Annotated in this window: 13 protein-coding genes; 9 read left to right on the top strand and 4 right to left on the bottom strand. The window is 40.7% G+C overall.

Annotated features, from left to right (window positions below; genetic code table 11):
• The first annotated feature begins 455 nt into the window (after positions 1–455).
• The 6 genes from ABLB98_RS12450 (at position 456) to ABLB98_RS12425 (ending at position 6,054) form a co-directional block, all read left to right on the top strand.
• Positions 456–2,408: a DEAD/DEAH box helicase gene (locus tag ABLB98_RS12450; RefSeq protein WP_348882349.1), complete on the top strand. Its 1,953-nt coding sequence runs from the start codon at positions 456–458 to the stop codon at positions 2,406–2,408.
• A gap of 423 nt (positions 2,409–2,831) precedes the next feature.
• Positions 2,832–3,650: an ABC transporter ATP-binding protein gene (locus ABLB98_RS12445; RefSeq protein ID WP_005156344.1), complete on the top strand. Its 819-nt coding sequence runs from the start codon at positions 2,832–2,834 to the stop codon at positions 3,648–3,650.
• Positions 3,647–4,426, top strand: a complete 780-nt coding sequence (gene mlaE / locus ABLB98_RS12440) for a lipid asymmetry maintenance ABC transporter permease subunit MlaE (protein ID WP_348882348.1) — start codon at positions 3,647–3,649, stop codon at positions 4,424–4,426. Before ABLB98_RS12445 ends, mlaE begins: the two co-directional genes overlap by 4 nt.
• A complete protein-coding gene (locus ABLB98_RS12435) occupies positions 4,426–5,103 on the top strand; it encodes an outer membrane lipid asymmetry maintenance protein MlaD (RefSeq protein WP_087544117.1) in 678 nt (225 codons plus the stop codon). Before mlaE ends, ABLB98_RS12435 begins: the two co-directional genes overlap by 1 nt.
• Positions 5,104–5,122: 19 nt before the next feature.
• On the top strand, positions 5,123–5,755 hold the full coding sequence (locus tag ABLB98_RS12430; protein WP_005156334.1) for a phospholipid-binding protein MlaC: 633 nt from the start codon (positions 5,123–5,125) through the stop codon (positions 5,753–5,755).
• An 11-nt stretch (positions 5,756–5,766) separates the two neighbouring features.
• Positions 5,767–6,054, top strand: coding sequence for a lipid asymmetry maintenance protein MlaB (locus ABLB98_RS12425; RefSeq protein WP_087544113.1), 288 nt, complete (start codon positions 5,767–5,769; stop codon positions 6,052–6,054).
• Positions 6,055–6,096: 42 nt separating this feature from the next.
• Here the strand turns inward: ABLB98_RS12425 and ABLB98_RS12420 are convergent, their stop codons facing one another.
• Positions 6,097–7,110, bottom strand: a complete 1,014-nt coding sequence (locus ABLB98_RS12420) for a CorA family divalent cation transporter (protein ID WP_087536049.1) — start codon at positions 7,108–7,110, stop codon at positions 6,097–6,099.
• A gap of 344 nt (positions 7,111–7,454) precedes the next feature.
• On the opposite strand from ABLB98_RS12420, the gene ABLB98_RS12415 reads away from it, so the two are divergent.
• Positions 7,455–7,850, top strand: a complete 396-nt coding sequence (locus tag ABLB98_RS12415; RefSeq protein WP_348882347.1) for an NUDIX domain-containing protein — start codon at positions 7,455–7,457, stop codon at positions 7,848–7,850.
• On the opposite strand, the gene ABLB98_RS12410 is transcribed toward ABLB98_RS12415, so the two are convergent.
• Complete coding sequence (locus tag ABLB98_RS12410; RefSeq protein WP_348882346.1) at positions 7,801–8,487, bottom strand: phosphoribosyltransferase family protein; 687 nt, start codon at positions 8,485–8,487, stop codon at positions 7,801–7,803. The genes ABLB98_RS12415 and ABLB98_RS12410 overlap by 50 nt on opposite strands.
• Positions 8,480–10,525: an ATP-dependent DNA helicase RecG gene (gene recG / locus ABLB98_RS12405; protein WP_348882345.1), complete on the bottom strand. Its 2,046-nt coding sequence runs from the start codon at positions 10,523–10,525 to the stop codon at positions 8,480–8,482. Before recG ends, ABLB98_RS12410 begins: the two co-directional genes overlap by 8 nt.
• Before the next feature lie 18 nt (positions 10,526–10,543).
• Between recG and ABLB98_RS12400 the strand changes: the two genes are divergently transcribed.
• Both ABLB98_RS12400 and ABLB98_RS12395 read left to right on the top strand, forming a co-directional pair.
• The gene (locus ABLB98_RS12400) at positions 10,544–11,362 is read left to right on the top strand and encodes an NAD-dependent epimerase/dehydratase family protein (protein ID WP_348882344.1); all 819 of its coding nucleotides are present in this window, start codon (positions 10,544–10,546) and stop codon (positions 11,360–11,362) included.
• Positions 11,363–11,487: 125 nt separating this feature from the next.
• Complete coding sequence (locus ABLB98_RS12395; protein ID WP_348882343.1) at positions 11,488–12,468, top strand: putative solute-binding protein; 981 nt, start codon at positions 11,488–11,490, stop codon at positions 12,466–12,468.
• 52 nt (positions 12,469–12,520) lie between these two features.
• On the opposite strand, the gene plsB is transcribed toward ABLB98_RS12395, so the two are convergent.
• Positions 12,521–15,076: a glycerol-3-phosphate 1-O-acyltransferase PlsB gene (gene plsB, locus ABLB98_RS12390; protein WP_348882341.1), complete on the bottom strand. Its 2,556-nt coding sequence runs from the start codon at positions 15,074–15,076 to the stop codon at positions 12,521–12,523.
• Positions 15,077–15,110 lie beyond the last annotated feature (34 nt).

The following is a 15,110-nucleotide window of genomic DNA, read 5'->3' as shown; positions in this document are numbered from 1 at the left end:
TAATATTGAGGCATCCTAATAGCCATAAGATGAATAAGAATTTTAGTAGCATAGAGATTTTAAAATTTTTGTTTGTGTATAAATATATTTAAGCTAAATTCTTATAAAATCAATGAATAATCGAAATGGATAGAAAAAACCTATTAAAAAGGGTGACTTTTAAAATTATTCTGCTATAATCCGCCCACGCACTTAAATTCCAGTTCATTACCTGAACATTCAGTTCTATTCATATTAGCGCACGCTGTCCATAGAGAGGACCACATCTTGCGCCCAAATCGCTTAGCGATTCTTCAGGTTGAGGCAGTAATCAAGCGTGCGTTAGTCCACATCGTCGTTATTCGGATTGCCGCTGAATTTCATATATTTTCAGCTTGAGTCGCTTTGCCGCTTTTTGCCGATGTCTATTTTTTTGTATTTATTAAAATGGAGCACCCATTAGGGTGAAACTCTCTATGAGCAAAACTTTTGCCGAATTTTCTTTGCACGAAACCTTACAACAAGCCCTAGAAGGTTTAGGTTTTACTAGTCCAACTCCTGTGCAAGAACAAGCGATTCCAGCTGCGTTAGAAGGAAAAGATCTATTAGTTTCTAGCCAGACTGGTTCTGGTAAGACAGCAGCATTTTTACTCCCAACATTAAACGCTTTAACTGGTCAAGAAACTTTCGTGCCATTTAAAGAGCGCATGAAAGCGATTACCCAACCAAGTATTTTAGTTTTATGCCCAACGCGTGAATTGGCTCAACAAGTAAGCCAAGATGCGATTGCATTTGTACGTCATATGAAAGGTGTTCGTATTGCTGCAATTATGGGTGGTATGCCTTTTGGTAAGCAAATTCAACAGCTTAAAGGCGCACAAGTTATTGTTGCTACACCAGGTCGTTTACTTGACTTGGTTAATCGTCGTCAATTGAAACTTGATAAAGTTGAATCATTAATCGTCGATGAAGCTGACCGTATGCTTGATCTAGGTTTCTCTGAAGATCTAGAAGCAATTGGTGAGTTAGCTGCAAACCGTAATCAAACATTAATGTTCTCTGCTACTTTTGCTGATCGTATTATTCGTCTTGCTGAACGTATGATGAATGATCCACAACGTATCGCAATCGAAACAGGCCACAGTACTAATACTGATGTAACTCAAACATTACATTGGACTGATGGTTTTGAGCATAAGAAAAAATTACTTACTCACTGGTTGTCTGACGAGTCAGTAGATCAAGCTGTTGTCTTTGCAAGCACGCAAGAAGATACAGATATGCTTGCTGAAGAATTGGCTGAAGCAGGTCACTCAGTTGTTGCATTGCATGGTGCTATGCCACAAACTGTTCGTAACCGTCGTTTACGCAGCATCCGTGAAGGTCGTGCAAAAATCTTAGTTGCAACTGACGTAGCAGCACGTGGTTTAGACGTACCAACTATTTCTCACGTGATTAACTTCGGTTTACCGATGAAAAATGAAGACTATGTACACCGTATTGGTCGTACAGGTCGTGCGGGTCGTACTGGTCAAGCGATTACACTTGCGACTTATCGCGAGCGTGGCAAAATCCGTGCGTTAGAAGATTATTTAGATGCACGTTTAAATGTATCTGAAATTGAAGGTTTAGAGCCATCTCCACCTCCTGCTCGTTCAGGTCGTGATGGTGGCGGTCGCGGTCGTGATGGCGGTGGTCGTGGTCGTGGCGGCCGTGATGGCGGTCGTGGCGGTTTTGGTGGTGGTCGTCGTTTTGAAGGCGAGAGCAATTTCAAACGTCGTGAAGGCGGTGAAGATCGTCCACGTCGTAGCTTCGATGATAAACCACGTGGTGAGCGTCCATCATTCGGTGGTGAAGATCGCCCACGTCGCGAGTTTAACTCTGACCGTCCACGTCGTGAAGGTGGTTTTGAAGACCGTCCACATCGTAATTTTGATGATAAACCACGTGGTGAACGTCCATCATTCGGTGGTGAAGACCGTCCACGTCGCGAATTCAATTCTGATCGTCCACGCCGCGAAGGTGGTTTTGATGATCGTCCAAAACGTACATTTGGTGGTGAAGATCGCCCACGTCGCGAGTTCAATTCTGATCGCCCGCGTCGTGAAGGTGGTTTCAATGATAAACCGCGTTTTGATTCGAATGATGACAACCGTGGTAACCGTGTAGATTACAAACCACGTCGTGAAGGTAGCTTCGGCGACCGTCCAAAGCGCGATTTTGGTGATCGCCCACAACGTGAAGGTGGTTTTGGTGACCGTCCAAAACGTAGTTTCGGTGGTGAAGATCGCCCAAAACGTAGTTTCGGTGGTGAAGACCGTCCAAAACGTAGTTTCGGTGGTGAAGACCGTCCAAAGCGTGATTTTGGTGATCGTCCAGCACGTGAAGGTGGCTTCGGTGGTGACCGTCGTCGCAAAAACGATTTTTAATCGTTAAAAAAAACCGATGAAAAGAAGAAGCCAGTTGTAAAACTGGCTTTTTTATTCAAGATTAGTCATGTAAAATTACAAAAATGTCTACTAATTCAAATTTTATAGAAGAAATGAATAAACTTAAACAAAATAAAAGTCTTTTAAGTCAAATATGGTCATTCATTTGTGGTGAAGGGTTGCCATGTCTATTTGTTATTTTAATGCTTTGTAATGGGTTATTTTTTACATATGCACTTATTGCACGCAATAATACCGATTCTTTGAATGCAAGCTCACAACATGAGTTGAGCACAGAAGTTGATAAAAAGAACAATTACATAAATTAATAATCTTCATACGTAGCATATCAAAATAAAAACAAGCGCTTAATCTTTCAGTGTATAGTATGCGTGCATAAAAAGTGCAGGAATGAATGCCAGTATGAATAACAAATCTCCTCTCGATGCTGAAGCCCTCATTGAAGTTAAAAACTTGAGCTTTAACCGAGGGGAACGCGTCATTTATGATGATGTCAGTCTTAAAATTCGACGTGGTCAAATTACTGCAATTATGGGGCCTTCAGGAACAGGTAAGACCACTTTGCTCCGTTTGATTGGTGGGCAGTTAATCCCTGATCATGGTGAAGTATTGCTCGATGGTAAGAATATTGCAGCCATGTCTCGTCCAGACTTGTTTGCTGCACGCGCACGTATGGGTATGTTATTCCAGAGTGGTGCGTTATTTACTGATATGTCAGTTTATGAAAATGTTGCATTTCCTATTCGTGCGCATACACAATTACCAGAACATTTGATTGCTGAGTTAGTCGCTTTAAAGTTGGAATCGGTTGGGCTACGTGGTGCTGAACCCTTAATGCCATCTGAACTTTCAGGAGGTATGAATCGTCGTGTTGCCTTAGCGCGTGCGATTGCACTTGATCCAGAATTGATTATGTATGATGAGCCATTCGCTGGCCAAGATCCAATTGTTAAAGGTGTTCTAACACGATTGATTCGTTCTTTGCGTGAAGCTTTAGACTTAACAACAATTATTGTCTCGCATGATGTCGCAGAGACATTATCGATTGCTGATTATATTTATGTGGTTGCTGAAGGCAAAATTCAGGGTGAAGGTTCACCTGAGCAGCTACAGGCACATGCTTCCCCATTTGTACGTCAATTTTTAACAGGCTCAGCTGAGGGTCCTGTTGAATATCAATTTACTCATCAAGCATATTTAGATAACGAGGTTCGTGCATGAATACGATTGCCTGGTTAGGTAGACTCGTTATTGAGCGAATAAAGGGGATAGGTGCAGCATCACTTATGCTCATCCAGATTTTATTTTCAGCGCCTTCAAAGGGTGGCTTTCAACGCTTTGTCTATCAAATGCATCGTGTCGGGGTCATGTCTCTGCTGATTATTGCTGTGTCAGGTTTATTTATTGGCGCTGTCCTTGGCTTACAGATGTATAGCATTTTGGTCACTTTTGGTAGTGAAGCTATGTTAGGGACTGCGATTTCGTTAACTTTGTTACGTGAACTTGCTGCGGTTGTTGCTGCATTACTATTTGCAGGGCGCGCAGGCTCGGCTCTCACTGCCGAAATTGGTTCAATGAAACAGAGTGAACAATTGGCCAGTATGGAAATGATTGGCGTTGATCCACTTCGTCAAATTGTGGCTCCGCGTTTGTGGGCAGGTATTGTGAGTTTGCCGATGTTGACTGTGATTTTTGCAACGATCGGTATCATTGGCGGCAAGTTGGTTGGCGTAGATTTTTTAGGTGCTGATGAAGGTTCTTTCTGGGGTGGTATGCAAAGTACAGTTCAGTTTGGGCATGATATTTTTAATGGCACTATTATTAAAAGTATTGTTTTTGCGCTGATTTGTACATGGGTTGCGGTCTATCAAGGTTATGCTTGTGATCCAACACCAGAGGGTATCGCGACTTCGATGACCAAAACGGTCGTATATTCTTCACTTTGTGTATTAGGTTTTGATTTCGTGTTGACTGCGGTCATGTTCGGAGGGATTTAATGAAATCACGTACTAGTGAGCTGGCCGTAGGTATTTTTGTGATTATCTTCGGTATCGCTCTATTTTTTCTTGCGATGAAAGTTAGTGGTTTAGTGGGTACAAATCTACGTGATAGCTATAGCATGACAGCGCAGTTTGATAACGTAAATGGTTTAAAACCACGAGCAAAGGTGTCCATGAGTGGTGTGACCATTGGTCGTGTAGAATCTATTACGCTTGATCCAGTAACACGTTTAGCAACAGTTAAGTTTGATTTGGATGGTAAATTAACCAGCTTTAATACTGAGCAATTAAAAGAAGTGCAGAAAAATGCCTTAGAAGAATTGCGTTATAGCTCAGATTATCAACAAGCTGATGCTGCGAAACAAAAAGCAATGGAACAGCAACTTATCAGTAACATGACCTCCATCACCAGTTTGGATGAGGATGCTTATATTATGGTTGCAACCAATGGCTTACTGGGTGAGAAGTATTTGAAAGTTGTACCTGGTGGTGGTGTGAATTACCTAAAGCGTGGTGATGTTGTTTCAAATACCCAAGGTACAATGGATTTAGAAGATTTGATCAGTAAATTTATTACTGGTGGTGCTGGTAAAGCCACATCAAGCTCAACAACTTCAGAGAGTTCGGCATCGCAGCCAGTTGCTACTGAAGCAGAACCATCATTTGTTGAGTAATTCAGGTTAGGAGATTGAAGTGAATACATTATTGAAACAGACGTTAACAGCAAGTGTATTATCAACCATGCTTGCGAGTGCTGCATTTGCAGCACCAACAGAAACCCCACCTGATTTTGTTAAACGTGTGGCTGATGGTTTAATTACACGTCTAAAAGCAGATCATGCGAAATTACAAAGTAATCCTGCTTTAGTTAAATCGATTATTCGTCAAAACCTTGATCCGTATGTTGATTCACAAGCATTTACACGTATCGTATTAGGTACGTATGCAAACAATCAATATACAACTGCTGCGCAACGTGCTCAGTTTGAACAAAATTTCCGTGCGGTGATTATTGAAAACTATGGTGGTGCTTTCGCTAAATATACCAATCAAAGTTATACTATGCGTCCTTTTAAGTCGACCAATAGTAAGAATCCCGTTGTTACATTAGACTTCTTACATAATGGTGAGAAAATCCCTGTATCGTTCCAGTTGACAGATAAAGGTGACCAATGGAAAGTCCGTAATATTAATGTCTCTGGTATTGATTTAGGCTTGCAATTCCGTAATCAGTTTGCTGCTACTGTTAAGCGCAATGGTGGTGATCTGAATAAAGCGATTGCAACCTTTAAGCCAGATGCAGATGCTGCTGTTAATAAAAAATAAGTAGGTGACGGGTGATTCAGTATATTGATCAGCAATTAATTGTTTCAAAAACAATTGATTTCTCGAATGCACAACAGGTTTATCGAGCAGGTTTAAAGCATATCCAGCAACATAAGAGTTTTCCTCTCATTGTTGATCTGGGTCAGCTTGAACAAGGAAATACCCTTTCTTTAGCGGTATTGGTGCAATGGCTGCGTCAGACACCTGAAAGTAAAGGGCTGCATTTTAAAAATGTGTCTGATAAGATGCTGAAAATCATCCAAGCCTGTCATTTGCAAGATGATTTGAAATTGATATGAAAAAAGTCTTGTAATAAAAAAGCACCGCAAGGTGCTTTTTTATTAAATCCATTTCTTCCAGCGGAAGTACACCATTGGGAGTACAAGGAACGCCATCAGGATACTCGCTACAATCCAGAAACTCAGACTACCATGTGCGAAAGGTAAGACCTCAGTGTTCATGCCATAAATACTAGCAATCAGCATCGGTGGTGCAAGCATACTTGGCAAAATCGAGAATCGACGAATTGTGTCATTCTGTTCGGTGTTAATAAAGCCTGATGTGGTATCCAGTAAGAAGCGGACTTTCTGGAATAAGAATGCATCATGTTCGACCAGTGAACGGACATCCTCACTTAATTCTCGAATATCAGCATCATAAATATGACTGCCTAAAGCTCGAGGACGAGAAAGGAAGGTAAGCACACGACGTAAATCGATCAAACACAGTTGCGCCTTTCCAAGCATATCTTCTTGTTGTGCGAGTCGTGTAATCATGTCATCAAGATCGAGTAGGGTTTCACGATGATGATTATTCAGTACCTCTGTGGAATATCTTTCCAAGTCTTTGTGGATATCTTCCAAGATATCCGCAAGCTCATCTAGTTTTGCTTCAAGTAACCCGAGCAAGATCCAAGTGGGATCTTTATAGTCCATATTGTAATCATTACGGCGTGCACGCGCACGGAAGGCACGAAATGCAACTAATTTTTCGCCACGCATGGTAAACAAACGATCTTTATGCAGAATGAAGGCAACTGTTTGTACTGTTGCAAGCATATGAGATGACTCATCTGTATCGCCATCGACCTGATAATTTTTATTCTTTGTTAAAAAATATGTACTGATATGCAAGATGCCATCATCATCACGGTAAAATCGTGCGGATGAGGAAATGTCTTCAAGTGATTTTAATGTTGGTAGGTTTCGCTCGTAAGCATCAAATACCCACTGTTGTTCTTCTTGAGATGGCGCAATTAGATCAATCCAAACCAATTCAGGGTGGAGATCAAAACTCCCATTGATTGTTGCATCTTCTAGACTACCGCGCTCTGTGGCATAAAAGGCTTCAAGCATGTCTTTTTTCCTCGCGCAGCCAATGTGAGATTTTCAGCATTGTACCGAAAACCAGCGTGTATTTTAGACAAGGATGAAACGAAAAACACTTGCCTAAACGTTAATTTCTAAAAAATCTTGTTACACAGCCTACTTTATCAGCATGACAGTTATATAAAACGGTTTTAATTGTATGAATTCTATATGTGTTTTTTGTGTGAGGCTGCCAGATTACGGTTCTATTCATCTAAAAAATTATCGTTGTCTAGATAAGTCATGGCTGAGCAGGACAATACCGAATTTATGGTTCTTTAGTTCTATTGTAATGAATACATCGGTTGAAATTTAAGTGTGAGGAAAGGGTATTGAAAACGATTACTGTGGCTGCCGCTGTCATTTTAAATGAGCAGAATCAGTTGCTTTTAGTGCGTAAACAGAATACGCAGGCATTTATGCAGGTGGGTGGAAAACTGGAACTGAATGAAGCGCCTGAAATTGCAATACAGCGTGAAATTTTAGAGGAAATCGCGTGTGAATCTGAGATCAAACAGTTTATCGGGCGCTTTGAAACGGCGGCTGCAAATGAGCCTGATCATCTGTTAGTGAGTTATGTTTATGAGGTGAAACTGAAACAAACACCACGTATCGCTGCGGAAATTGCAGAGATGAAATGGATTGATTTGGAAGATCAAGTCACTTTACTTGCACCTCTTACTCAACACGTGGTGATTCCATGGTGTCAGCAAAATTTAGAGAACTAGCATTATTACGGATAGGGGCTGCTAAACAAATACTATAAACCTGTTGGCAGCCAAGTTGTTGCAAGACTTGAGATAAGGCGGTAATTGAACTGCCCGTTGTGACGACATCATCGACGATCAAGACTTTGCGATAACGAAGATGATTAGGCGGCGCAGCCACAAATTGCTGTTCAATATTTTCTAGTCTTTCGATGCGCGATAAGCCTTTTTGCGAGTGTTGATCCAAGCGTTGTACAGGTTGCCAGATAGGGATATTTAAGCTTTTACTAAGTGCTTGCGCCAGTAACAGCGTTTGGTTGAAACCTCGTTCAACTAATCGATCAGTTGAAATCGGCATTGGAACGATGGCATGAACTTTAGGAAGCTTGAGTTGTTGTAGCAGACCTTCAAGTAGTCGTTGATGATGCAGTTTTTGTTCATATTTAAATTGCTGAATGATGCGATCAATCGGATATTGATAATGGCATACAACGAATATTTGTTGCTGATTACGTTGAATGGATTGTTTTAACCAAGGTAGCTGATTCCAACAACTTTGACATACTCCGTATTGCTTCCTGATCCCAATATCACACAGGCTACATGGCGTTAGATAATCAAAGATTTGTTTTGCTGATGTTTGAATTAATTTAAACATAGGCGTATCTTGGGGCTTCAGGTAGCCAGCGTTTTAATAGTCCATCAGCATGTTGTGGATAATCTTTTAGAATTTGTTCAGCCACATAATGGGCTTGTGTGAGTAAATGATCATCACGTTCTAAACGTGCCACACGGAAGCCCATATCCCCAGTTTGTTTTGTTCCTAAGAGTTCACCCGGACCGCGTATTTCCAAATCTTTTTCAGCAATCACGAAGCCATCATTACTTTCTCGTAAAATAGACAGTCGCTCCTGACCATTTTGAGACAAAGGTACTTTGTAGAGTAGAGCGCAAAAACTAGCGGTAGCACCACGCCCAACACGCCCTCGAAGTTGGTGCAATTGCGAGAGACCCAAACGTTCAGCATTCTCAATGACCATGATGGATGCATTGGGTACATCGACCCCAACCTCAATCACTGTGGTGGCAATTAATAGTTGTGATTGATTGTCTTTAAAGGCTTGCATGACCGCTTGTTTTTCATCTGCTTTCATTTTGCCGTGGACCAGACCAATATTGATGTCTGGAAAGCGTTCCTTAATTTCTTGATAGGTGGCTTCGGCGGCTTGAGCATCTAGGGTTTCAGATTGTTCCACTAAGGTGCAGACCCAATATGCTTGTTTACCTTCACGACAGTTGCTGGCAATCCGTTGCAGGACTTGTTCACGGCGATCTAAAGGAATTGTTACGGTTTGAATTGGGGTGCGTCCCGGGGGGAGCTCGTCAATAATTGAAGTATCTAAATCACCATAAGCACTCATCGCGAGTGTGCGGGGAATCGGGGTTGCTGTCATCACCAGTTGATGTGGGGTAAGTTGATTAGCGCCTTTATTTCTTAAAGCAAGGCGTTGATCGACCCCGAAACGATGTTGTTCATCAATAATAACCAAGCCTAGTTTAGAAAATTCCACGGCATCTTGGAATAAAGCATGCGTACCGACAATAAGTTGTGCATGACCTTGTTTAATTTGTTGTTCAGCTTGTGTACGTGCTTTGCCTTTTTGTTTGCCTGAAAGCCATGCCACTTGGATGCCTAGCGGCTCAAACCAACGTTTAAAATTTAAATAATGTTGTTCTGCTAAGATCTCAGTCGGTGCCATCAGTGCAACTTGCCAGTCTGCTTCTAGTGCATGGCAGGCTGCAACTGCTGCGACGAGTGTTTTACCTGCTCCTACATCACCTTGGACTAAACGGAGCATCGGTTGATTTTGCTTGAGATCTTGCAAGATTTCCTTAGAAACTCGTTTTTGTGCATTGGTCATTTGAAAAGGGAGACCGTCTAATAATGCCTTAGCCAAGATTTTACTGCTATCAAAACGAGGTGCAGCAATTTGGCGGATATAGGCACGGCGTGTTAATAGGCTAATTTGATGGGCGACCAGCTCTTCAAAAATTAATCGTTGTTGGGCAGGATGCGAACCTTGATTGAGTTGTTGCATGTTGGCATCAACAGGGGGCTCATGAATATATTCTAATGCTTGTTTAAGTTCATAGCCGTTGCTGTATTTTTTAGGCAATAACTCAGCTAAACCATCACTATGATGTTGTAACGCCTGACGAACATATTCACGTAATTTAGGCTGCGTCAGACCTTCAGTGCTAGGATAAATTGCTGTAAGTTGGGTTTTGGGTAACGGCGTATGTTGTTGGATCACCTGTATTTCAGGGTGATACATTTCAAGACCACGTGCTCCAACACGAACTTCACCAAATATTCGGAGCTGTTGTCCCATTTTGATGCGATCAGTTAATCCCTTATAAATATGATAAAACCGTAAAGTAACCTTGCCAAAATCATCTTGTAATAAGGCCGCAAGTGATTTCTTTTTGCCTGGAGGAAAATCTACGGATCGAACTTCACCTTCGAGCAAATAACTTCGTCCAACAACCAGCTGATTCATTGGAATAATGGTGCTACGATCTTCATAGTCACGAGGAAGATGAAATAACAAATCATCCGTGCTAAAAATATGAAGCTTTTCTAATAGGGTTGCTGCGGCGGCACCAACACCTTGTAATTGCTGGACTGAAGTCATCTCTATTCAAGGGTGTATATGCATATTTTATTTATTGGTTATGGTAAAACATCTCAGCGTGTTGCTAAACACTTATTTGAGCAAGGTCATCACATTAGCACAATTAGCCGTAGTCCAAAAATGGATTGTTATGCAAGACACTATATTCAAGATATACATTATTTAGATTTGACTCAGCTTGATCCAATTGATTTGGTTTATGTCATTCTTGCACCTTCGCAGAGCGGCATAGAAGCATATCAACAAACCTATGTTGATAGCGTTGAACCAATTGCTAATGCTCTCAAAAATCATCCTGTTCGACGTATCATCATCGTTTCTTCGACACGAGTCTATGGTGAAAATACAGGGGAGCGAATCGATGATGAATCATTCATCCAACCCATCGATGAGCAGGGACATCTGCTTCGGAAGATGGAGTTGTTGTGGCAATCACATTATCCTCATCAGAGCATTATTGTCCGACCAGCAGGAATTTATGGGACCTCAATTGCTCGTTTAAAAAAGCTTGCTGAACAAACACTGACTTATTCAACGATACATTTTAGTAATCGAATTCATATCGATGATTTAGCCAAGTTTTTAGCATTATTAGCTGTTATAGATGTTGTTGAATCAAGTTATATCATCAGTAATAACAATCCTTTACCCATGCATGAAATATTAAGTTGGTTTCAACAATATTTAAACTTGCCTCAGTTGCAACTTTTGTCTGAGCAAGTGACTGGGAAGCGAATTTATGCAACTCGATTGCCACAAACGGGATTTAAATTTGAACATCAGATTTGCTTTAATGACTATCAGACGCTGTTGTCGGTACATAATAATGAAAAATAATTAGATTAAACTGCAAGACAATTTGAATAGTTGGTATAGATTTTGATGATAAAATACCAACAGACTCCGTAAAGGAACTGCCTGAGTTGTGCACATGGTTTGTGATGAGGCATTAAGGGGTGGATATGAGAAAAATAATTTTTACCATGATGCTGGGTTTGGTAGCAACAACAAGTTGGGCGGGCGCACAAACATGGTGTGTGTTTGATCCATTGGGCACTCAGGGAGATATTAGTCGTCGTTTACAAGATATTCGTCTCTATGCACTTCAACATAAAACTCAGTTAAAGTTTGATACTTTTAAGGATGAAAAAAATGCGATTCAGGCATTTGATCAAAATAAATGTTCAGGTTTAGTGGCATCTAATTTTCATACCTATCGTTACAACCATTTTATGGGAAGTACCAGTGGAATTGGTTTGATTTCAAACAATCGTGTTGCACGTATGTTGTTGCAGTTATTGACCAATCCAAATGTCGAAAAACGTATGCTAGATCAAAATTATGAAGTGCTAGGCATGATTCCAATTGGCACGGCATATATGACCATGAATACTCAGCAGATCAGGAAAGTTTCACAATTAAAGAATAAGACCATTGGTATTCTAGAAAATAATCCGCCTCAATTGGCATTGGTACAAAGTGTATCGGCAAAACCTGTTTATGTGGATTTTGCTACGGCAGTTGATTCTTTCAAGCAAAAGAAGATCGATATATTGGCTGCACCAGCGTATGGCGTATTACCTTATAACTTGAAAAAAGAGTTTGGTGAATCGACCCAAGTGGTCAATTTTCCAGTCGCGTATTTCGCAATTAATATTGTGATTCGATCTCAAGCGTATCCCAATGGTTTTGGACACCAAATCCGAACTTGGTTTGTAAAAAATAGTAATGTTTTAGCTGCACAAGCGATGCAATGGGAAAATCATTTACCAGCGTATTACTGGGCGGATATCTCAAGTTTTGAGAAACAAGGTTATGAGGCGCTGGTTGCTAAGATTCGTAATCGTTATGTGGATTCAGGTTACTACGATGCCTATTTTGTCGAGCTAATCAAACGACTCAGATGTCTAGATGATCCGAAATATTTAGAATGCCGCAAATAAATTGGGTTAGCCAATTTTTTTGACTAACCCATCAGAAGTGAATACCGAAACATTAAGCTTTCTTGCGTTTTAAACGACGTTTTGCCTGTTGAGAAGCCATTGCTTCTAAAGCGGTTGCAAGTTCTTTATCTGTAAATGTTGTGATGTGTTGCAACATTTGCAAGGTCGTTTCATCAAGTACCAACTGTGCACCTGCGGCCATTTCACTAAAGTTGTCATCATATTCAATGAAGCCCTGTTCATTGTTGCGAATATAATTCTGCTGAGTTAGCACCTTAATAAAGCTTTGGAACAGTGCCTTGTCAAAGAACTCTGGTGAGTTGAATTCATACAGCACAGACAGACGTTGACCCAATAAGTGACTCAGCTCCTCAACCTGTTTGGTGGAGATATTGCCAGAACCACGTTGGGTGATCAGTGCAAGCGTCATGTAATAACGCTCTAAGCTTTGTTTAACTGGCATGCCTAAAGTCAAAAGTTTCTGATGTTCTTCACTGTTTGGTGTTGGGCTAAATAAGTTGCCATCATGATCTTGGAAAATTAGACCAATTTTAACAAGTGCGTTGATATAGTTATCAATGTGCTGTTGCAATTCAGAAGCTTTCCACTTCATGAATAATTCGGCTTTTAAGAATGGATACAATGTACGAATCACATTGCTTAAATCTGTTTTATTAATCTTACCGTTATGTTCAACCAATGATGCAACCAGTGATGGTAAGACAAAAGCATGTAAGATATTATTACGGAAATAGGTTAATAAAACGGCTTGATTGTCTTCTATGGCAATAATATCGCCTAAAACATGCTGCACACGTTTGATCAGTTTGAGCTTTAAACCATAAGCAATGATTTCTTTACCTGATAAAGAAGTGACTTGTGTGCGTTCGTCATACGGTTGCTGCGTGGCCAGATCACGATAAATATCAAGTTGTTTCGCACAGATCTCTTCATCTAATGTATGTTTTGGTGTTGCTAATAAGATCAAAGATAATAATGAAACAGGGTTGATGACCACTGCGCGATTAATATTTTCTAAAATAACATTAGCTGAGCTTGAAACAACATTTGATACTTCAGCTGGAATTGGCGCATCATTTTTTTCGATTTGAATTTTATCCGCATTATGCTGCTTTAAAATATCATCGAGGAAAACAGGTTCACCAAAGTTAACGTGTACCTTGCCAAAAATTCTTTCAATTTTACGTAAAGTTTTGACGATACCGAAAATTGATTCTGCTTCTTTTGGCTTACCTTGCATTTCACCTACATAAGTTGAGCCTTCCATCAAGCGCTCATAACCAATATACGTCGGTAAGAATACGATTGGCTTAGCACGACCGCGTAAATGACCATGTACGGTCATTGCAAGCATACCTGTCTTCGGTGGTAGTAAGCGACCAGTACGTGAACGGCCACCTTCAATGAAGTACTCGATAGGCGTATTGCGCGATAGAATGCTGTATAAATATTCTTTGAATACAGATGTATATAGTGCATTTCCGCGGAATGAGCGGCGTATGAAAAATGCACCGCCTCCACGCAATAACTGACCTACAAAAGGTAAGTTCAGGTTATCACCCGCAGCAATATATGGAATCATCAAGCCACGTTTGTAAATCACATAAGACAACAATAAATAGTCGATATGGCTACGGTGGCATGGTGTGTAAATAATCTCATAGTCTTTCGCAAGTTCGCGAACTGTACTGAAATTATGAACTTCAACGCCGTCATACAGTTGTGTCCATAATCGTGTTAAAGCCATATCTGCGAAGCGTACTGCTGACGCTGAATAATCAGAAACGATTTCATTGACATAGCCAATTGCGCGGCGTTCTGCCTCAAGCATGCTGATTTTATGCTGAATACTTTCACGACGAATGGCATCCTGTACATCGGGTGCCTTAATGACAGACTGCATCACGTTGCGGCGGTCTGACAAGTCAGGCCCAAGTACCACTTCGCGTTGCTGGTCTAGGTAGCCATCTAGTGAACTTGCGATATACGTGGCAGGAGAGATATTTGGATGATGTCTCTTGGCATAATCTACCAATTCACGTAGAGATTGAGGCTCATGGAATTCTAAATATGAATCACGCCCATGTAAGCCAATATTCATGAGTTGTTTAACAGTACCTGGTGTTGCCCAAGTATCAGAAAATAATAATTTAAACCATGAATCTTCTTTATCAGGTGAGCGTCCCCAAAGCACTGTAACGGGAACTAATTGAACATCTACTTCTTGATTTTGTTCTAATGCTTCGATCAACTGTAGAAGGCGAGGGGGATATGTTTGAGTATTAAAAAAGTTATTTTCATTTTGATGTAAAAATAGAATCGAGTTTTTTTCGTGATAAGTTCCAAAACTCATGGCATCTAAAGCTGGCTTAAGATGAAGGCGACGCGTTTCACCATCAACTACCAAAGCATTACTACGTGAATAATTTTGTAGTACATAGCAAATCACTTTATTTGAATCTGGTGTGCTTTGCTCAGTTGTTGTTGATTCTGTAGGAACTTCACCAAGAACATGTGGGGTGACCACAAGGTCAAGTAACTTACTCGAAAGTTGGCGATACATTTGACCAAATCCAGTCTTGGACATTACAGACTCCTAAATCATAATCCTGACAGTAAGT

The sequence above is a fragment of the Acinetobacter yuyunsongii genome (assembly GCF_041021915.1).
In the GTDB taxonomy this organism is placed as follows: Bacteria; Pseudomonadota; Gammaproteobacteria; order Pseudomonadales; family Moraxellaceae; genus Acinetobacter.
This window is presented reverse-complemented; position numbering and strand designations above follow the sequence as displayed.